The sequence below is a fragment of the Ensifer sp. LBL genome, assembly GCF_050435225.1.
Classification (GTDB): Bacteria; Pseudomonadota; Alphaproteobacteria; order Rhizobiales; family Rhizobiaceae; genus Ensifer.
The window spans coordinates 933089-953338 of sequence record NZ_JBNDJY010000002.1; the positions used below are offsets into that span (position 1 = coordinate 933089).

The following is a 20250-nucleotide window of genomic DNA, read 5'->3' on the forward strand; positions in this document are numbered from 1 at the left end:
TTACGGGATCTTCGTGAAGTCCATCTCGAAGGCGCCGGAGACGATCCGGTCCTTCGGCATTGGCCCGGTTGCAGACGGGCGCACACCATCCTCGGCCATTGCCTCGCCTGCGATGCCGCCGAAAACCACAAGGGCAGATATCGCCCGAACTGCACGCACGGATGCCTCCAATTTGGTCGCGGATGTTTATACTGGCGCCGATTCGAAGCCACAACTGGAGGTAAGTATGACGCGGTCCGTTGCCAAGAGGCTCAAGCCGCACACGGGCGGATGCCTTTGCGGAGCAATCCGGTTCGAGGCGCAAGGGACAGCCGGCAAGCCGCATACGTGTTCGTGCAAGATGTGCCAGCGCCATTCGGGCGCCTTGACCCTGGCGTGGGTCGAATTTCCGAGCGAAGCCGTGACCTGGACCGGACCGGGCGGCGCGCCATCGGTTTATCGTTCCTCTGATTATTCCAGCCGCGCCTTCTGCCCGGCTTGCGGCAGCAGTCTCGGCGCGATCGACGATGCGCCGGTGGTTGCCCTTCTGCTCGGCGCGTTCGACAAGACGAGTGCCGTCGATCTGATCCCGAAGAGCCACAGCTATCGCACTGCCCGACCCAAGTGGTGGCACGTGGAGGCGGTAAAGCCCGCGACCTGACGCTTAGGGGCCGAAAGTGATTGACGCAGCCGGTAAAGGGCTGCGTCAACAGGCGTTAGAGCAGCCCCTTCGCGGCGGCGCCGATGGCAATCATGCCGAAGGCGATCAGGACCAACCCCGAAATGCGCGATACCCAGACGACGAAGCTGTCGGGCAGTCGCGACCGGGCGATCGCTACACCGCCGCTTAGGAAAAACCACCAGCCGAGCGATCCCAGGAAGACGCCCAGGACCACGACGGCAGCACTGACCGCGTCGCCCGCTTCGGCAAGGCCGAGGCCAGCGAAGATCGCGGCAAAGGAAAGGATCGTCGCCGGGCTCGTCATCGTCAGGAAAAACGTGGCGATGGTCGTGCGAATGAGATCGCGTCCACCGACATCGGCCGCCGCCGTCACCGGCTTCGGCCGCAATCCACTCCAGCCGAGCCAGATCATGAACAGTCCGCCAGCAAGACCGAGCGGCATGGCGATGATCGAAAGCACGGCGGCAAAGGCGGCAAAGCCGATTGCCGCAAGGGCCGCATAGGTGGCATCGGCGGCGGCCGTTCCGAGGCCGCCGGCCACGCCCGCCCAGAAACCGCGCTCCAGCGTGCGGTTGATGCAGAGCGCCCCAATGGGGCCAAGTGGAGCTGCGACCGCGAGGCCGACGAGCAGGCTTTTTCCAAACAACAATGTGGACATGGCATAGGGCTCCGGCCGCGGCATGGTCGCACCGATCCGCTTGAAGGACGGTGCCTGCCCGGCAAAACAAAAAAGTTGCTGCGGTTTGCGCGTCCGTCAGGCGCGCGGCGCGATCGTCGTCAGGCTTTCCCGCACGGTCGACAGCGCGATCACCGTTTCGCTTCGCGCCAGGAACCGCCGTTGCTTCATTTCGGCAAGGAACGGCTCGAGGTCACTGAGCGACGGCATCCGCACCTTGACACAATAGGACCAGGCGCCGGTGACATGGTGGCATTCCGCCACGGCGGGATGGCCGGCCATGAAGCTGCGAAACGCCTCCTCGTCCGCGTCCGGCGCAAGGCCGACCCAGACGAAGGCGAGCACGTCGAGGCCGAGCGCGCGGTGATCGACCTCGACGGTGAAATTTCGGATCATGCCATTGGCGACGAGCCGGCGAATGCGTTCGTTGACGGCCGACGGCGACAATTCCACCGCGGCGCCGATATCGGTCAGCGATCGCCGTGCATCGTCAGCGAGAATTTCGACGATTTTTCTGTCAACGTCATCCATGGCCAATGAATACGATGATTCTAATGGAATGTACAGAGGATTTTTCTGTTTTACGTCCTAGCGACCGCGGAATCGGTGGTGTCCTGGGCTATTCGATGTCTTTCAACGCGTCGAGCGGGCCTGTCAGCGCCGTGCGCGGTTGCACCAGTTCGGGCTGGATCAGGTGAATGCGCGGCTGCGGCCGGGCTTCCTCGATGACGTCGAAGGCCTTGGTGATCATACCCTCGACGTCCTGGCGGATCATGATGACGGGGAAGGGCAGGAAGGACGCGAAGGGATCGTAGTCGTAGCAGCCGACGACGAGGTCGGCGAAATTCTCGTGCGGGTGACCGGCCATGAAGCGCAGCAGGCCTTCGAAGTTGATCGACGAGTTGACGAAGAGGCCGCGCGGCAGCTTGCCGTGCTTCTCGTAGAAGGCCTCGAAGGCGAGGCGAGCATTGTTCGGCGCATAGCCCGTCGGCTGGATGCATTCGTCCGGATCGGCGCCGAGAAGTTCGCTTTTGACGGCGCGGAAGCCGCGGATACGTTCGCGGCTGGCGTGGTCGTTGCGGCCGCCGAAGAGGTAGAGTTCGTGCGGCGCAAGCGGACCGGACGCCTGGAAGTGGCGGATGATCGCCTCCGTCAGCATGCGTCCGCCCTCGTAGTTGTCGCTGATGACGGAGGGTACTTTGGTGCCGGGCAGGTCGATATTGATGTGCTTGAGGCCGGCCGCCTCGCAGACCTCGTGCACGCCGTCGGGGTCGGTCGCGCCGCAGATGAACAGTTCGTCGATCGAATAGGAGATCAGCGTTTCGGCGGTCTTGCGCTCTTCCTCCGGGTCGCGGCTGGCGCTGACGACGATCGGGCATTGGCCCTTGCTTCGGACATGCGCCTCGAAGGTCTGTGCCATCGACGAGAAGTAGCGGTTGTCATGGATCGGAAGCAGCAGGCCGATCAGGCCAGAGCGCGAACTGCGCAACCCGCGCGCCTGGCGGTTGGCCGTGTACTGGTGGGTCTCAGCCAGGCTGCGGATCAGTTCCGCCGTGCTTTCCTTGATCCGGCGCTTCTGCCAAGTGCCGTTCAGAACCGCACTTACGGTTGAAGGCGAGCTCCCCGACAACACCGACAGGTCGTAGATCGTCGCTTTCTTCTTGCTGCTGCTGGCCATCGTTTTCTCCCCTCGTGGTTTTAGTGCCGATTTCCCCTTGACGAAAGATTAAGTCTGCACAATAGTTCTTGCACCATCGATTGTGCAAACAAGAAATATCGATTGTGCAAATTTGGTGGTGTCGTCTGAGGAGGCGGCGTTTCAGGGAGGCGAGGAACACTTCGCCAGTGATGATTTGAAACTGGAGGCCGGCGCCGAGGCGACCGGGCGCGTTCCCTTGATGGGAACGAGTGGAGGAGAGAACATGATCAGGAAAATTCTCGTCGCCGCCCTGGCGACATCGCTGGCGCTTGCGAGTTCGGCGGCAGCCTTTGCACAGGACGCCGGCAAGGTCGGCGTCGTCGTCAAGATCGGCGGCATTCCGTGGTTCAACGCCATGGAGGCCGGCATCAAGGAGCGCGGCCAGAAGCTCGGTATCGACGCCTTCATGGTCGGCCCGACCAGCGCCGACCCGGCGCTGCAGGTGCGCGCCATCGAGGACCTCATCGCCCAAGGCGTGAAGGTGATCGGCGTGGTTCCGAACGACGCCAAGGTGCTGGAGCCGGTGCTGACCAAGGCCAAGGAGAAGGGCATCATCGTCATCACCCATGAATCCCCGAGCCAGAAGGGTGCCGACTGGGACTTCGAGCTCGCATCCTCGACCGGTTTCGGCGAGGCGCACGGCAAGCTGCTCGCCGAGAAGATGGGCGGCAAGGGCGAATATGCCGTCTTCGTCGGTTCGCTGACTGTGCCGCTGCACAATGCCTGGGCCGATGCCGCGATCGCCTACATCAAGAAGAACCATCCGGATATGACGCTGGTCGGCGATCGCTACGGCGTGGCCGAAGACGTCGACAAGAGCCGGTCGACCGCGCTCGACCTGATCTCTGCTCATCCGAACCTGAAGGGCTTCCTTGCCTTCGGCAGCCAGGGCCCGATCGGCGCCGGCCGCGCCGTCGAGGAACGACGCAAGGTCGGCGAGATCTTCGTGCTCGGTCCCTTCTCGCCCGGCCAGGGCCAGAAGCTGGTGAAGGCCGACGCGATCTCCGGCGGCTTCATGTGGAATCCGAAACAGGCCGGCGAAGTCTTCGTCACGCTCGCCGACAAGCTGATGAAGGGCGAGGAGGTCAAGGACGGTGACGAGATCGAAGGTCTCGGCAAGGTCAAGCCGGACTTCGAAAACCGCAACATCATCGTTGACCAGCTCGTACCGATCAACAAGGACACGGTCGCGGATCTCGCGGCCATGGGCCTCTGAAAACCCGAATTTAAGGGTTCTCCCGGCTGCTGGGCCGGCTTCGGCCGGCCTGGCAAGTCCCTCAACCGTACCGGAGCCGGATGAGGAAAGGTGTTTGCGGTTCTGCCCGCATCCTGCTCGGACTTAACGTGATTTAGGGGCAGTCCATGCACCAGCTTGCGACCGCGGGAGGAGGCGAGACGCCGCTTCTGGCCCTGCGCGATATCAACATGACGTTTGGTGGGGTTCGCGCGCTCAAGAATGTGAGCTTCGACGTCCGCCCGGGCGAGGTTCATTGCCTTGCCGGCGAAAACGGCTGCGGCAAGAGCACGCTGATCAAGATCATCACCGGCGTCTACCGCCCCGCCGATGGCGCCTCGATCGAGTTCGATGGCGAAACCTATTCCCACATGTCGCCGGTGACCGCGCAGGATCGCGGCATCCAGGTGATCTGGCAGGACCTGGCGCTTTTCCCCGAAATGAGCGTCGCCGAAAACATCGCCTTCCAGACCGTGCTCGGTCGCTGGCCGAAGCTGGTCGATTATGGCCGCATGCGCCAGATCGCGACCGACGCGCTCGCCCGTCTTGGCGTGACGCTCGATGTCGACCTGCCGCTCAAGGAATATGCGATTGCCCAGCGCCAGATCGTGGCGATCGCCCGGGCGCTTGTGGGTGAAGCGAGGCTCGTCTTCATGGACGAGCCGACCGCGTCGCTGACGCAATCGGAAACCGACCATCTGCTCGATATCGTTCGCGGGCTCTCCGCCTCCGGCGTCGCCGTCGTTTTCGTCAGCCATCGGCTCGCCGAGGTCTTGGAAATTTCAAGCCGCATCACCGTCTTGCGCGATGGTGCCCTGGTCGGCGTGTATCCTGCCACCGGCATGACCCAATCGCGCATCACCGAACTGATGACCGGCAAGACCTTCGACCAGCAGGTGCGTGCGAAACCCCGTGATGGCCAACCCGTTGTGCTCGACGTGAAGGGCCTTTCCCGCCCGGGCCAGTTCGAGGATATCTCGCTCTCGGTCAGGCGCGGCGAAACGCTTGGGATTACCGGCCTGCTCGGCGCCGGGCGTACCGAACTGGCGCTGACGCTCTTCGGCATGCTGAAGCCTGTCTCCGGCACCATTGCGCTTGAAGGCAAGCCGGTCCGCTTTTCCTCCAACCGCGATGCGATCGCGGCGGGCGTCGCCTATCTCTCGGAGGACCGGTTGTCGCTCGGCCTCATCCAGCCGCAGTCGATTGCCGACAATCTCGTCATCAGTTCGCTCGACAAGATCCTTTCGGGCGGTCTGCTTTCCGAGGAACGCAAGCGCAGCCTGGTCGCCCGCTGGATCGCCGATCTCGGCGTCAAGATCGGTCTTCAACAGGATGCGATCTCGACGCTGTCGGGCGGCAACCAGCAGCGCGTGGCGATCGCCAAGTGGCTGGCGACCGATCCGAAGCTCCTGATCCTCGACGCGCCCACCGTCGGCGTCGACGTCGGCGCGCGGGCCGGCATCTTCGACATCGTCGCGCGGCTTGCCGAGACCGGCCTTGCGATCATCCTCATCTCCGACGAGGTGCCGGAGGTCTATTTCAACGCCGATCGCGTGCTGCACATGGCGCAGGGCCGCATCGTCGGCAGCTATGATCCGCGCAGCGCTTCGCTCGCCGAGATCGAAGGAGCGGTCTATGCGTAGCTTCGTCCGCACCCACGCGACGGAAGTGTCGCTGCTTGCCGTCATCATCGCGATCAGCGCCGTGCTGTCGGTCTCGACCGCCAACTTCTTCTCGCTCGGCAACGCTTTTGACCTGCTGAACATCAGCTCGGTCAACATCATCTTCGCCGTCGGCCTGCTCGTCGTGCTGATCGCCGGTGGCATCGATATCTCCTTCGCCGTCGCCGCCTCGGTCGTGCAATACGGTACGGCCATTGCTCTTGGATGGATTGGCGGCGGAGGCTGGATCTCGGGGCTCCTGATCGCGGGCTCGCTCGGCATCCTGCTCGGCGCCATCAACGCCTTCCTGATCCATCGCTTCCGGGTGATCTCGATCGTCGCGACGATCTCCACCTTCAACATCTACTTCGGCCTGTTGATGTTCTTCACCAAGGGCGTGTCGATTTACGACCTGCCGGACTGGTTGACGGACCGCGTCATCCTGTTCGAACACGAAATGCCGGATGGGACCTGGATCGAAATCACGCTTCCGGTGCTGGTGATGGTGCTCTGCGTCATCGCCACCTGGGTGCTGATCACCCGCACCACCACCGGCCGCCAGCTCTATGCCTTCGGCGACAATCCCGAGGGTGCGCGCCGCTTCGGCATCAATATCGGCGCCATGCAGTTCATCGCCTTCGGTTGGCTCGGTCTGATGGCCGGGATCGGCGGGCTCATCCAGGCGCACTATGCGCAGGAGGTGGTGCCGAACGCGCTCTATGGTCGCGAACTCGACGTGCTTGCGGCGGTCGTCCTTGGCGGCGCGCGGCTTGGCGGCGGCAAGGGCTCGGTGCTCGGCTGCGTGCTCGGCGTGCTTCTGATCTCGATCACCCAGAACGGCCTCAACCTGATGGGCGTCTCGCCCTTCGCCTTCAAGATGATCATCGGTGCCATCATCCTCGTGGCGATCACGCTCTCCAACACCCGCATCGAAAGGCTTCTGCCTTTCGTCAGCCAGAAAGGAGCCGGACGATGAGCGCGATTGTCGACCGCGTGAAGACCTTCATCGGCCCGGAGATGGCCGGGCCGGGGCTGGCTTTTCTCGCCGTGATGCTGGTCTTCGGCACCGCCTCGCCGCAGTTCCTCAGCGCAGCCACCTTCGGCTCCGTCGCCTTCCAGCTTCCGGAGCTTGGCCTGCTGACGCTCGCCATGCTGCTGCCGATCCTGACCGGCGGGCTCAATCTTGCGATCACCTTCACGGCCAACATCGCTGGGCTGACGCTTGCCTGGGTGCTGCAGGCAAACGGCGGTGTGGAGGCAGGCCCGGGCGCCTTCCTGCTCGGTTCGGTGCTCGCCATTCTCGTTGGTGCGGCAAGTGGCGTGGTCATGGGGCTGGTGATCGCCTTTACCCGCGCGCATCCGATCCTCGTCTCGCTGTCGATGATGATCTTCCTACGTGGCCTCGGCGAGTTCCTGACGCGTGGCGGCGACGTCTCGGGCTTCCCGTCCTTCCTCGGCCCGCTCGGCCACGGGTCGTTTCTCGGCGTGCCGATCCCGCTCGTCGTCTTCATCGTCTGCGTGCTCGCCTGGCACGTGCTGCTCACCCGCACCAAGCTCGGTTTCAACACCTACATGATCGGCTCCAATCTCGAGGCGACGCGATATTCCGGCATCAACACTCGTAAGGTGATCGTGCTCGTCTATGCGCTCTCCGGCGCCATGTGTGCAATTGCCGGGATCATCATGCTGGCGCGCTTTAACTCCGTGCGCATCGGCCACGGCGAAAGCTACCTGTTGATCACGGTGCTCGCCTGCTTCCTCGGCGGCGTCAATCCGTTCGGCGGCTTCGGGCGGGTCATTCCGGTCTTCGTCGCCCTGGTGGTGCTGCAGCTTCTCTCCTCCGGCCTCAACCTCGTCGGGGCCAACCAGCATCTGGCGACCGCCGTCTGGGGATTGCTGCTCGCCGGCGTCATGGTGCTGCGCTTCATCGCCACCAAATTCAAGATTTCATTTGTCAGAAAGGAAACATGACCATGCAGGGTTTTGGCGTCCATACGAGCATGTGGACCATGAATTGGGATCGCCCGGGTGCCGAGCGCGCCGTTGCGGCGGCGGTGAAATACGGCGTCGACTTCATCGAGATCCCGATGCTCAATCCGCCGGCGGTCGATACCGCCCACACCAAGGCGCTGCTTGAGAAACACAAGCTGCGTGCCGTCTGCTCGCTCGGCCTGCCGGAGCGCGCCTGGGCGTCCGTTCGCCCGGATGCCGCGATCGAGCATCTGAAGGTGGCGATCGACAAGACGGCCGATCTCGGCGGTGAGGCACTGTCCGGCGTCATCTATGGCGGCATCGGCGAGCGCACTGGCGTGCCGCCGACCGAAGCCGAATACGACAACATTGCCCGTGTGTTGCAGGCCGCCGCCAAGCACGCGAAGACGCGTGGCATCGAGCTCGGCGTCGAGGCGGTCAACCGCTACGAGAACCACCTGATCAACACCGGCTGGCAGGCGGTCGATATGATCAAGCGGGTCGGCGCCGACAACGTCTTCGTCCACCTCGACACCTACCACATGAACATCGAGGAAAAGGGCATCGGCACCGGCATTCTCGATGCCCGCGACTTCATCAAATACATTCACCTGTCCGAAAGCGATCGCGGCACGCCCGGCTACGGCAACTGCGCCTGGGATGAGATTTTCGCGACGCTGGCCGCGATCGGTTTCAAGGGCGGTCTCGCGATGGAAAGCTTCATCAACATGCCGCCGGAAGTCGCCTATGGCCTCGCGGTCTGGCGGCCGGTCGCCAGGGACGAGGAGGAAGTCATGGGCAACGGCCTGCCGTTCCTAAGGAACAAGGCGAGGCAATACGGATTGATCTAGGCGGGCGCGCTTTCGGCGCCGTCTCGATCAGGACGGAGGGTTGCAGCATGGCAGTTTCAGCGGATGCGGACACGGGGACGGTTGCCGTCCTTGACGTCGGCAAGACCAATGTGAAGCTGAACGCGGTCACACCAGACGGTTTCGTCCTGGAAACGCTGAGCATCGCCAACCCGGTGCTGCCAGGCCCGCCCTGGCGGCATCACGATCTCGAAAGCCTCGGCGAATGGATCTTCGCCAGTCTCGCCGATCTCGGTCGCCGCCATCCGCTGCAAACCTTCGTTGCCGCCGGTCACGGGTCCGGCGGCGTGCTCGTCGGCGATGACCCGGATATGGCCGGCGGCGCGGCTCTGCCGATGATCGATTACGAGCAGCCGGTGCCGGAGAAAATCCAGCTCGGCTACGCGCCGCTCTCCGGCTCGTTTTTCGATCGCGGCAGCGCGACGATGCACAGCGCCACCCACCAGGCGCGCCAACTCTACTGGATGCAAGAGCATGCGCCAGAGGCGGTCGCGGCCGCGCGTTGGTATCTCGGCCTGCCGCAATATTGGGCGTGGCGGCTGTCGGGCGTTGCCGCATCCGAGGCGAGCCTGCTTGGCGCGCAATCGCATCTCTGGAATGTCGCCGATCGCCGCTTCGCGCCCATTGTCGGGAGACGCGGCTGGCGGAGCCTAATGCCGGATTTTGCCGATGCCTGGCAGGTCCTCGGTTCTGCTCGTCCCGAGCTTGTCCGGCGCCACGGGTTGCCGGAAGGCTTGGCGGTGCTTACGGGCGGTCACGACAGCAGCCTCAACCATTATCGCTATCACGCCGGCGGGCTCGGCGATTTCATCGTCGTTTCGACCGGGACCTGGATCGTCGGCTTTTCCGGCCGCACGGCCCTTGACCGGCTCGACGAGCACCGCGGCATGACGCTGAACAGCGACGTCTTCGGGCGCCCGCTCGGCGGTGTGCTCACGATGGGCGGCCGCGAATTCTCCCATGTGGCGGGCCGCGAACCGCCGGACGCCGCGGTGTCTGACGACGTCGTTCTCGGTCTGATCGCCAAGCGCACCATGGCGCTGCCGTCCTTCGGCGACGATGGCGGCCTCTTTCCCGGAAGTGCCGGTCGCGGTCGTATCAGCGGGCCGCCGCCGGAAACGCCGATCGAACGCAAGGCGCTGGCGCTGATCTATTGCGCGCTCCTAACGGCGGAGTGCGTGGAGGCGCTGGGGCCGGGCCCGCTGGTCGTGCTCGACGGAAGCTTCCTTCGCGATCCGCTCTATGCCCGTCTCGTCGCCGCACTCATGCCGAACCGGCGGGTGCGCTACAATCTCGATGCCTATGGCGTAGCCTCTGGCGCCGCGCTGCTTGCAAATGAAGGCCGGCGCCAGCGCCCGGCGCCGCTTTCGCTCGCCGATCCCGGCGACGTGTCTCACCTCTCGCCTGCTGTCGCCGTCTATGCGTCGCAATGGCGAGCCCGCGCCCGGGCCGGGCACAACAATGGTTTCAGTCGCGACTTCGAAAGGACATATCGATGACCAAAGCCGACATTCTGTCGCTCCGCCGTGAAATGGTGGACATCTGCCGCCGGATGAATTCGAACGGCATCAACCAGGGCACGGCGGGCAACATTTCTGTTCGCACCGAGACGGGTTTCCTGATCACGCCGTCGTCGCTGCCCTATGAGACGATGCAGCCCGAAGACCTGGTCGAAATGGATTTCGACGGTACCTACGCAGGTCTTCGCCCGTCGTCCGAATGGCGTTTCCACCGCGATATCCTAAGAGAGCGCACCGATATCAACGTCGTGCTGCATTGCCATTCGGTCTATGCGACCACGCTTGCCTGCCACCACAAGACCATCCCGAGTTTTCATTACATGACCGGCATCGCTGGCGGCCCGACGATCCGCTGCGCGGAATATGCGACCTTCGGCACCCAGGCCCTGTCCGACAATGCGCTTGTCGCACTCAAGGACCGCACCGCCTGCCTGCTTGGCCAGCACGGCCAGATCTCGCTCGGAAAGACGCTCGAAGGCGCCCTTTGGCTCGCGATCGAGATCGAAACCTTGTCGCGCATGTATGTGCAGGCGCTGACGCTCGGCGAGCCGCCGGTGCTGCCCGACGACGAGATGGAGCGCGTCATCGCCCAGATGCGCCGCATGAGCTACGGGCAGGCCCCGGATGACGAGGGCGTCAACGATCTCGCCCGCCCGCGCGAGGCGGTTTGAGACCGTCCGGGGGCGTGTCGCTGAAGAGAGCCGGTGCCACTTGAAACAATCGATTTTCAGGGGATGAAACTGCGCACTTGTGCCCGGTGGCATCTCTGCCCCCATACTTCGCGGGTTTGCGAAATGGGGTGAATCAACTAATGCTCAGCCATGATGCAACGATATCTGAGTCGGAGATTCGGCACGTCGGAGAGACGGCTGCGCCCTGCACAAGGCTTACGCGTGGCTGCAGTGTCGCTGGTGGCCGCGACCGTGCTGTCGGGCTGCAACACGCGCCAGGACGTCGGCACGCCGACCGGTAGCATCATGGTTCCCTCGGAAAACGCGCTGATCCTGCCGCCGCCCGGAGGACCTGCAGTGCTGAACGTCGTCGAACGGCGCAGCACCAACGCGATCGAGCAGGATATCTATCTTTACACCTCGGCGGCGACCCCGGGTCAGAATCTGCTGCGGGCCAAGTTCTTCGGCCCGATGAACGCCAAATTCGACCAGCAGTCGCGCTCGAACTATGCTGGTGTGCGCGACAACAAGATGATGGCTGAGGCGCGCCGGGCGCTGCCCGGCGTTTCGTTGTCGCTCAACCCATATTTCCTGCAGAACAATTACGGCCCGTTCGGCTATGCCTTCGGCCAGGGCCGAGGGAACGACGCGTGCATCTTTGCCTGGCAGCAGATCCGCCAGGCGGAGAACCACCGCTCGCCGCTCAAGGGTTACGGCACGATCCAGGTTCGGCTGCGCTATTGCGCGGCAGGCGCCAGCGAGACCGAGCTTCTGGCCCCGGTCTACGGCTACACGATCACTGGCACCTTCGGCGATCCCGCCTGGAACCCCTATGGCGCCCCGCCGCCGCTGGAGGCGGGCCTCGGCCGAACCGGCAGCCCGATTTATCGCAAGGAAGAGGCAGCGCCCGACAGCGCGCCGGCAGTGGTCATCAGGCGCCAGGCGCAGCCGGTGGCGCGACGCGAGGTCACCAGCGTCCCGGCCCGCGTCGAGCAGCCTGTTGTTGCGCCCACCGCGGTAACGTCGATCCCGGTTCCGCAACCGGACGGGACCGTCTCGGTGCCGCAGGCGCAGGTAGACACCAGGGCGAAACCGCTGCCGAACGTGATCGTGCCGGCTCCGGCATGCGCAGGGCAGCAGGTCGGTGGAGCCTGCCCTTAATCGACCGCTAACCATCCTTTGTTATGGGCTGGTGTCGGTAGGGGAGACTCGGTCGAATATGGGTCGGGCAATACCAGTGGCATGATGCCGAACGCTGGAAGGCAAATGTATGAGCAGGATCGGATCGGTTGCGGCTTGGGCGTTTTTTTCGCTTTGCGTGATGGCGGTCATCACGCTGCCGGTGAACCTCCAGACGCAGCTCATCGTCAGCGTTCTCATCGTCACCTTCATGGCCGTGCTGAAGCTTGCCAATGCCGGCGGCCGCTGGCGGCTCATCGCTCTCGCCTTCGGTACGGCGATCGTGCTGCGCTATGTCTATTGGCGCACGACGAGCACGCTGCCGCCGCTCAACCAGCTTGAAAACTTCATTCCGGGCTTCCTGCTCTATCTCGCTGAAATGTACAGCGTGATGATGCTGTCGCTCAGCCTGTTCGTGGTGGCGATGCCGTTGCCGCCGCGTAAAGCGAGCTCGATTTCTCCCGGCAAGTTTCCGAAGGTCGACGTCTTCGTGCCGTCCTACAATGAGGACGCGGGCCTGCTCGCCAATACCTTGGCGGCCGCAAAGGCGATGGATTATCCGGCCGACAAGCTGACGGTGTGGCTGCTCGACGACGGCGGCACGCTGCAGAAGCGCAATTCGGCGAACCTCGTCGAAGCGCAGCGCGCATCCGCCCGCAATGCCGAACTGCAGGCGCTTTGCGACGATCTCGGCGTGCGCTATCTCACGCGCGAGCGCAACGAGCACGCCAAGGCCGGCAACCTCAACAACGGCATGCTGCACTCCGACGGCGAGCTGATCGCGGTCTTCGACGCCGACCACGCGCCGGCGCGCGACTTCCTGCTGGAGACCGTGGGCTATTTCGAGCAGGACCCGAAGCTGTTCCTGGTGCAGACGCCGCACTTCTTCCTCAACCCGGACCCGCTCGAGCGCAACCTGCGCACCTTCGAGAAGATGCCGAGCGAGAACGAGATGTTCTACGGCATCATCCAGCGCGGTCTCGACAAGTGGAATGCCGCCTTCTTCTGCGGCTCGGCCGCCGTTCTGCGCCGCAAGGCGCTGGAGGACACCGAAGGCTTCAGCGGCATGAGCATAACCGAGGATTGCGAAACGGCGCTGGCGCTGCATGGGCGCGGCTGGAACAGCATCTATGTCGACCGTCCGCTGATCGCCGGCCTGCAGCCGGCGACCTTCGCCAGCTTCATCGGCCAGCGCAGCCGCTGGGCGCAGGGGATGATGCAGATCCTCATCTTCCGCTTCCCGCTGTTTAAGGGCGGCCTGTCGATCCCGCAGCGGCTTTGCTACATGTCGTCGACGCTGTTCTGGCTGTTCCCGATCCCGCGGACGATTTTCCTTTTCGCACCGCTCTTCTATCTGTTCTTCGACCTTGAGATCTTCACGGCGTCTGGCGGCGAGTTCCTCGCCTATACGCTGGCCTATATGGTCGTGAACCTGATGATGCAGAACTATCTCTACGGCTCGTTCCGCTGGCCCTGGATCTCCGAACTCTACGAGTTCGCCCAGACGGTGCATCTGCTGCCGGCGGTCATCTCGGTGCTGCTGCGGCCGAGCCGGCCGACCTTCAAGGTGACGGCAAAGGATGAATCGATCCTCGAAAGCCGGCTCTCCGAGATCGCACGGCCGTTCTTCGTCATCTTCGCGGTGCTTTTCGTCGCCCTGCTGATGACGGTCTACCGGGTCTACACCGAGCCCTACAAGGCAGACGTGACGCTCGTCGTCGGCGGCTGGAACCTCCTGAACCTGATCATGGCCGGTTGCGTGCTCGGCGTCGTCTCGGAACGCGGCGAACGGGCAGCCTCCCGGCGCGTCAAGGTCAGCCGCCGCTGCGAGTTCGGGGTCGCCGACAAATGGTATCCGGCAACGATCGAGGACGTTTCGGCCAACGGTGCGCGGGTCCAGGTCTATGGCATCGATGCATCGACGATGCCGACCGACACCGAGGGCGGCATCCGCTTCGAGCCCTATAGCGGCAGCGGCGGGGCCGAAACACTGCCGGTCGCGATCAGGAACAAGGAGATTGCCGGCGATATTACCGTCATCGGCTGCCGCTACCTGCCGCAGGTCGCTCGCCATCACGGTCTGGTCGCAGACCTGATCTTTGCCAATTCGCGGCAATGGAGCGAATTCCAAAGCGCGCGGCGCGGTAATCCGGGCCTTGTGCGCGGAACACTCTGGTTCCTCTGGCTGGCGCTCTATCAGACGAGCCGCGGCATGATCTATTTCCTTCGCAGCCTACGCGGCTCCGAGGCGCAGAAGGAAGGTGCTTGATGCTCAGGCGCCTCGTTCTCCCGGCCCTCTTGCTTGCCAGCCTTACAACCGGCGTGTCCGCGCAGCCGTCGCCCTTCGACATGTCCGGCGAGCGGCCGGCGGATGCCCCGATCCTGCAGCCGCCGGCAGATGCCGGAAGCAACACCGGGCCGGCAGAGCCCATCGTCACGCTCAAGCCGCCGGACGACTTCAAGCGCTTCATCATTCCGTTCAGCGCGTTGTCACTGACCGGCGAGGTCGATGAGCGTACCTGGTCCGTCTATCTGACGCCGGCACAGGCGCAATCTGCTGCCTCGCTCAATTTCGCCTATCAGAACGCAATCGTCGTCGCGCCGGAAGCGTCGACACTGTCGATTTTCGTCAACGGCGAGCTGGCCGGCGAAAAGGCGATCGGCTCGGCGGAGGCAGCCACGCCGCTGAGCTACGACCTGAAGCCCGGGCTGCTGCGTGCCGGCTCAAACGACATTCGCGTCAAGGTTCGCCAGCGCCACCGCACGGACTGCACGGTCGAATCGACCTATGAGCTGTGGACCGAGATCGCGCCGGAATCGGCCTTCATCCGCTTTGCCTCCGGCGATAGCGCGACGCTTTCCAGCCTCGACGACGTGCGCGCCGTCGGTCTCGATGCGCGCGGCCGGACACAGTTCAACCTGGTCGTTCCCGGCCTCCAGCAGCCGAGCCGTACCGCGGCGCTGATGCGGCTTGCGCAAGGTTTGGCGCTGCGCGGACAGATGCCCGCCCAGGAATTCGCTCTCAGCGAGACCATGCCTGAACTCGCAAAACCCGGGCAGATGACGGCACTCGTCGGCACGGCCGAGGAAGTGACGCCTTTCCTCGAACGCCCGCCGGAAGGCGCGTCGAGCGGTCCGGTCGCCATGTTCGTGCGCGACGGCAAGACGAAGTCGTCGGTGCTGGTGATCAGCGGTCCGGACTGGTCCGCGGTGCAGGAGGCGATCGAGGGGATCACGCAGCCCATGGACCGCCCGAGCAACGTGCCGCGCGACGTCATCGCCACTGGGCGCTGGCAGCTGCCGGAGACGCCGCTGGTCGTGACGCATGCGCGCCTGCGCTTCTCCGAACTCGGGGTCGAGACCAGCGAATTTACGGGCCGGCGCTTTCGCACGCGCTTTTCCGTCGCCGTACCGTCGGACTTCTATGCCGATGCCTATGGCGACGCGACGCTTTTGCTCGACGCCGCCTACACGGAAGCCGTGCTTCCGGGCAGCCACATCGACATCTACATCAACGGCAACATCGCGTCGACGATCCCGCTGAATTCGGCCAACGGCGACATTCTGCGCCACCTGCCGATCAAGGTAACGATGCGGCATTTCAAACCCGGTCCGAACCTGATCGAGATCGAGGCTGTGCTCTCCGCCGAGCCAGACAAGGCCTGCGCGCCGGGAACGCCTGCTTCCAACGATCCGCGCTTCGCGCTCTTCGATACGTCCGAATTGCGGATGCCGGATTTTGCGCGCATCGGCCGCCGGCCGAATATCGCCGCGATTTCGGGCGCTGCCGCCCCTTATCGCAGCGATAGCGCCGCGGTTCCGCTTTTCCTCGATCGTGCCGACGAAGACACGCTGTCGGCCGCCGCGACCTTCCTTGCCCGCCTGGCCGTTGCCGGCGGCAGGCCGCTGTTGATGGAGGTGATCACCTCGCCGCTTGCGGCCGGCAGCCGCAATGCGATCTTCATCGGCGCCATGCCGCAGCTACCGAAGACGGTGCTGACGCAGGTCGGTATCGATCCTGCCCGGCAGATGTCCTGGGGCAATGCGGAGGACACCGGCCGTCCTGACGACACGCAGAAGGCCATCGACGAGTGGCGCACACGCCTGAGCGGCGGCGCCTGGCGCAACCAGGTCACGGGGTTCCAGACCTGGGTGAAGCAGGAGTTCGACATTTCGTTGAGTTCGCTGCGCATCCTGCCCGAAGCGCAAGCCGCCTATGTTCCGCCGGAAAGCGCCGGCCTGGTGATCGCGCAAGGGGCCAACCCGAGCGACGACGCGACCTGGACGCTGCTGACGGCGCCAACCGGCAAGCGCCTGCGCGAGGGCACGGCGGCGATCGCCGACGTCACGCGCTGGCAGCAGCTTGCCGGACGGGTCTCGGCCTATGAGCCGGCGACGGACAAGATCGAGGCGACGCCGGTCGCCGGCTTCGATTTCGTCCAGACACAGCCGCCGTCGCTCACCAACTACCGCCTGATCTTTGCCAACTGGCTGTCCAGCAACATTATGGTCTATGCTCTGCTCTTGATCGTGCTGTCGGTGCTTCTGGGGCTGGCGACATCCTCGATGCTGACCCGCCTGGGGCGGCGCCAATGAGGCGGTGGACCGCGCTTCTCGCCGGATTGCTTGCGCTGCTGCTGCCGATGGCAGCCGGCGCCGACGAACGGGGGGGCTCGGTGAAGGCTGGCGAATGGGACCAGTACAAGGCGCGGTTCCTCGATTCCGGCGGTCGGATCATCGACGACGCCAATGGCAATGTCAGCCATAGCGAGGGGCAGGGCTATGGCCTGCTGCTCGCCGTGCTCGCCGAAAACCCGGCCGACTTCGCGCTGATCTGGTCGTTCACGCGCCGCGAGCTGTTGCTGCGGGACGATGGATTGGCGGCCTGGAAGTGGAGTGCCACCGAAACACCGCACATTATCGACATCAACAATGCCACCGACGGCGATATCCTGATCGCCTATGCGCTGGTGCTTGCCGGTGAACGCTGGAAGCGGGAAGACTATCTGCAGGCGGCGTCGCGGATCGCCAAGGCCATCATCGACAACACCCTGCTCGACCATGGCGGACGAACCTTGCTGTTGCCCGGCGTTACGGGCTTCGGCACGACCGATCGTCCCGATGGCCCGGTCGTCAATCCGTCCTATTGGATCTTCGAGGCTTTTCCGGCCCTTGATCGGGTGGCGCCGTCCCCGCGCTGGAAGGCGCTCTCGGATGACGGCCTGGCCTTGATCAATGCTTTGCAATCGGGCCCGAGAAAGATGCCGGCCGACTGGGTCAGCCTGCGTACGATGCCGAAGCCGGCCCAGGGCTTTCCGGCCGAGTTCGGCTACAATGCCTTGCGCATCCCTCTCTACCTCGCCCGGGCCGACATGGGTGGCCGCGATCTGATGGTGCGGCTGCGGGCGGGAATGGCCGGCGACAACGACGCATTGGTCCTCAGCGACGTCTCCACGGGGGCGGTTCAAACCAGCCTAACGGACCCCGGTTATCGATTTGTTAACCATATTCTGGCCTGTGTCTTGGACAGGGTCCCGATACCCGACAGCGTCAAGGTGTTCAGCCCGACGCAATATTACCCTTCCACGCTGCACCTGTTGGGGTTGTCTTACGTGAGGGAGAAGCGTCCGGAGTGTCTATGAAGTCCTCAATCGTTGCCATTGCCGCTGTGATGACTACGGCGATCGGGGTTGCCGGACTGACCGATGGCGGCTTCTTGCGCCAGGACAACAAGAAACTCGGCAGCTTGGCCGGCGAGAGCCAGGAGGCGCCCGCCGTCGGCAGCAGCGCCGGCCAGGGTGCTCGCGGTGCCGCGCCGCAATTTACCGAGGTGGCCCAGGCAGACAGGCCGTCGGAGGAAGCACAAAGCGCAAGCAAGCCGCAGCCGGTCGTCGACGAATCGGCGCTTCGCTACTTTGCCGCCAAGGGCGACACGGCGCGCCTGCAGGCGGAAATCTCGCGCCTGCGCTCGCTTTATCCCGACTGGGTTCCGCCCGCCGATCCGCTGGCCGTGCCGCGCAACAACGACGTCGCCCTCGAAACCATGTGGCGGCTCTATTCTGAAGGCCGCTACGCCGAAGTGCGCAAGGCGATTGCCGAGCGTCAGGCGAAGGAGGCCGCCTGGCAGCCGCCATCGGACCTGCTCGAGCGGCTCAATGTCGCCGAAGCACGCGCCCGGCTGGTGAACGCCGCCGAGCTCAAGCAGTATGAAACCGTGATTTCGATCGCTGCGAGCACGCCGAGCCTTCTGACCTGCTCGGAAGTGGATGTGCTCTGGCATGTGGCGCAGGCCTTTGCCGAGACCAAGCGGCCGGAGCGGGCCCGCGATGCCTATCTCTATGTGCTGAAGAGCTGCGACGACGCGCCGGAACGGCTCGCGACCGTGCAGAAGGCTGCCGCGGTGCTGCCCTACGCGACGCTGCAGGATTTGCTCGCGCTGGAGCGCACCACGCCCGAGGGCGTGCCGGAGTTCGAAAGCATCCGCGACGATCTCGCCCGGCGCTTCGTTGCCGAAGGCGACGGAGACAAGACGCTCGCGGTTGATCCCAAATATGTCCAGCGCGTCGAAAAGCTGGCCGAGACCGGCGGCACGGCAAGCGACGCATTGCTGCTCGGCTGGTATCAGCTGCGCCGCGACAATATGAGCGCCGCCGAGCAATGGTTCCGGCGCGCCCACGACAAGGAAGACAGCGCTTCGGCCGCGCAGGGCCTGGCGCTGACGCTGATCGCGCGCAAGGCACCGCTCGAGGCTGAGGCCGTGCTCTATCCGTGGCGCGATAGTTCGCCCGACGCGCTTGCGACCTATTTCGCGGCGACGGCCAATCTGCTGGCCATCGATCCGCCGGTGGCCCTCGATGCCGCCGTGCTGGCGCGGATCGCGCAGGAAACGACCAAGGCCCGCGAACCGGCGACGGCCCAGCAGTTCGGCTGGTATGCGCGCGCCCTCAACCAGCCGGCAACCGCCGCACAGTGGTTCGCAACGGCGCTGCGTTGGAAGCCGGACGACGAGCCATCGGCCTATGGCCTCGCGCTCAGCCGCGACCAGTTGAACGACAAGGACGGCGTCGTCGAAATCCAGCGTTTGTGGTCGGGCCGCTCCGAACGCATCGCCCGGCTTGGCGAAGTCAAGGAGAAACTCGACGAAGTCAGCCGCGCGCCGCTTCCGACCGCCGAGGTGCAACAGCGGACGCAACAGCAGTCGGCTGCGCGCACCACCGTCGTCACCGAGGTGGTCGAGCAACCCGTCGCTCAGAGGCCGCGCACGGGCGGTGTTGTCCAGAAATCGGTGCGCAGCGGCGCTGGCTGCCGCACCACCATCAATCCCGCCGGCATGGCGCCGCAGGCGGCGCTCGCGCGCGGCTGGTGCCTGATGGACCTCAACCGTCCGCTGGAAGCCGCAGAAGCCTTCGAGGTCGCCTTGCAGGCACCTGCGTCGCAGATCCGCGAAGATGCTGCCTATGGCCAGAGCCTGGCCTATCTGCGCGCCGGTCTCACCAACAAGGCGGCGGTGTCGGCGACGAAGTCGACGCAGAGCCGCGGTCGTGTCGACGAGCTGCAGACGGCGATCCTCGCCGACCGTGCCATTGCCGCCTTCAATGCCAATCGCTACCGCGAGGCGATCCTGTTTCTCGATCAGCTCGGGCAGATTTCGCAGCGCCGCCAGGACCTGATGGTGCTGCGCGGCTACGCCTACATGAACCTCAAGTACCACGCGGAAGCGCGGCGCATCTTCGAAGCGCTTGCCGCCACCGGCAATCGCGACGCGATGCAGGGGCTTGCGGCCGTCGACGCCAGCCAGGAAATCTGGCCGAACAAGAACTGATCGTCGATCCCGCGACGTCACGGCGCCTCTTATCGCCGTACCACGAGTGCAACGCCCACCGCCGGACTCGGCGCGAGGGCGCGCCAACCCGTTCGCGCACAGGATGCAATCGGCGGGCGCCTCTGGATTTGCATATCGTGCTTGGCTTTGCCCCTCTTTGGAAGGAAATTAGCGAAACGCGGTGCTATCGTCCGGCCATGTCGCGGCGTTGATATCATTGCAATCGCCGCGATCCGCGTAGAGGATGGAGCGTTATCGTCCGGCCGCTGTGGGAGGAGACCGCACTG

17 protein-coding genes are annotated in these 20250 nt (G+C 64.4%); 13 read left to right on the plus strand and 4 right to left on the minus strand.

Annotated elements, in window-relative coordinates:
* Positions 1-159, minus strand: a complete 159-nt coding sequence (locus OKW20_RS11450; RefSeq protein WP_156134039.1) for a hypothetical protein — start codon at positions 157-159, stop codon at positions 1-3.
* A gap of 67 nt (positions 160-226) precedes the next feature.
* Between OKW20_RS11450 and OKW20_RS11455 the strand changes: the two genes are divergently transcribed.
* Complete coding sequence (locus tag OKW20_RS11455) at positions 227-640, plus strand: GFA family protein (protein ID WP_043614973.1); 414 nt, start codon at positions 227-229, stop codon at positions 638-640.
* 55 nt (positions 641-695) lie between these two features.
* On the opposite strand, the gene OKW20_RS11460 is transcribed toward OKW20_RS11455, so the two are convergent.
* The 3 genes from OKW20_RS11460 to OKW20_RS11470 all read right to left on the minus strand — a co-directional run bounded on the left by OKW20_RS11460 (position 696) and on the right by OKW20_RS11470 (position 3015).
* Positions 696-1319 (minus strand): LysE family translocator, encoded by a 624-nt coding sequence (locus tag OKW20_RS11460; protein WP_043614975.1) that lies wholly within the window; start codon positions 1317-1319, stop codon positions 696-698.
* Positions 1320-1415: 96 nt separating this feature from the next.
* Positions 1416-1868, minus strand: a complete 453-nt coding sequence (locus OKW20_RS11465; RefSeq protein ID WP_429172256.1) for an Lrp/AsnC family transcriptional regulator — start codon at positions 1866-1868, stop codon at positions 1416-1418.
* 88 nt (positions 1869-1956) lie between these two features.
* Complete coding sequence (locus tag OKW20_RS11470) at positions 1957-3015, minus strand: LacI family DNA-binding transcriptional regulator (RefSeq protein WP_402321590.1); 1059 nt, start codon at positions 3013-3015, stop codon at positions 1957-1959.
* A gap of 244 nt (positions 3016-3259) precedes the next feature.
* Between OKW20_RS11470 and OKW20_RS11475 the strand changes: the two genes are divergently transcribed.
* From OKW20_RS11475 to OKW20_RS11530, 12 genes are all read left to right on the plus strand, one after another.
* Complete coding sequence (locus tag OKW20_RS11475) at positions 3260-4252, plus strand: autoinducer 2 ABC transporter substrate-binding protein (protein ID WP_156134040.1); 993 nt, start codon at positions 3260-3262, stop codon at positions 4250-4252.
* 146 nt (positions 4253-4398) lie between these two features.
* Entirely contained in the window at positions 4399-5913 is a 1515-nt protein-coding gene (locus OKW20_RS11480; protein WP_429172258.1) for a sugar ABC transporter ATP-binding protein, read from the plus strand.
* Complete coding sequence (locus OKW20_RS11485; RefSeq protein WP_060529116.1) at positions 5906-6907, plus strand: ABC transporter permease; 1002 nt, start codon at positions 5906-5908, stop codon at positions 6905-6907. The genes OKW20_RS11480 and OKW20_RS11485 overlap by 8 nt, the downstream gene beginning before the upstream one ends.
* Positions 6904-7902 (plus strand): ABC transporter permease, encoded by a 999-nt coding sequence (locus OKW20_RS11490; RefSeq protein ID WP_043614985.1) that lies wholly within the window; start codon positions 6904-6906, stop codon positions 7900-7902. The genes OKW20_RS11485 and OKW20_RS11490 overlap by 4 nt, the downstream gene beginning before the upstream one ends.
* 2 nt (positions 7903-7904) lie before the next feature.
* Positions 7905-8753, plus strand: a complete 849-nt coding sequence (locus OKW20_RS11495) for a sugar phosphate isomerase/epimerase family protein (RefSeq protein ID WP_043614988.1) — start codon at positions 7905-7907, stop codon at positions 8751-8753.
* A gap of 47 nt (positions 8754-8800) precedes the next feature.
* On the plus strand, positions 8801-10270 hold the full coding sequence (locus OKW20_RS11500; protein WP_429172260.1) for an FGGY-family carbohydrate kinase: 1470 nt from the start codon (positions 8801-8803) through the stop codon (positions 10268-10270).
* Positions 10267-10962, plus strand: coding sequence for a class II aldolase/adducin family protein (locus OKW20_RS11505; protein WP_429172262.1), 696 nt, complete (start codon positions 10267-10269; stop codon positions 10960-10962). Before OKW20_RS11500 ends, OKW20_RS11505 begins: the two co-directional genes overlap by 4 nt.
* A 222-nt stretch (positions 10963-11184) precedes the next feature.
* On the plus strand, positions 11185-12123 hold the full coding sequence (gene bcsN / locus OKW20_RS11510) for a cellulose biosynthesis protein BcsN (protein WP_429172264.1): 939 nt from the start codon (positions 11185-11187) through the stop codon (positions 12121-12123).
* Positions 12124-12232: 109 nt separating this feature from the next.
* Positions 12233-14410, plus strand: a complete 2178-nt coding sequence (bcsA, locus tag OKW20_RS11515) for a UDP-forming cellulose synthase catalytic subunit (RefSeq protein ID WP_043614998.1) — start codon at positions 12233-12235, stop codon at positions 14408-14410.
* Positions 14410-16737 carry a cellulose biosynthesis cyclic di-GMP-binding regulatory protein BcsB gene (locus OKW20_RS11520; protein WP_429172267.1) on the plus strand — a complete coding sequence of 776 codons (2328 nt, stop codon included), beginning with the start codon at positions 14410-14412 and terminating at the stop codon, positions 16735-16737. Before bcsA ends, OKW20_RS11520 begins: the two co-directional genes overlap by 1 nt.
* Complete coding sequence (locus OKW20_RS11525) at positions 16734-17783, plus strand: glycosyl hydrolase family 8 (RefSeq protein WP_429172269.1); 1050 nt, start codon at positions 16734-16736, stop codon at positions 17781-17783. The genes OKW20_RS11520 and OKW20_RS11525 overlap by 4 nt, the downstream gene beginning before the upstream one ends.
* A complete protein-coding gene (locus OKW20_RS11530) occupies positions 17780-19963 on the plus strand; it encodes a cellulose synthase (RefSeq protein WP_429172271.1) in 2184 nt (727 codons plus the stop codon). The genes OKW20_RS11525 and OKW20_RS11530 overlap by 4 nt, the downstream gene beginning before the upstream one ends.
* The last annotated feature ends 287 nt before the right edge of the window (positions 19964-20250 follow it).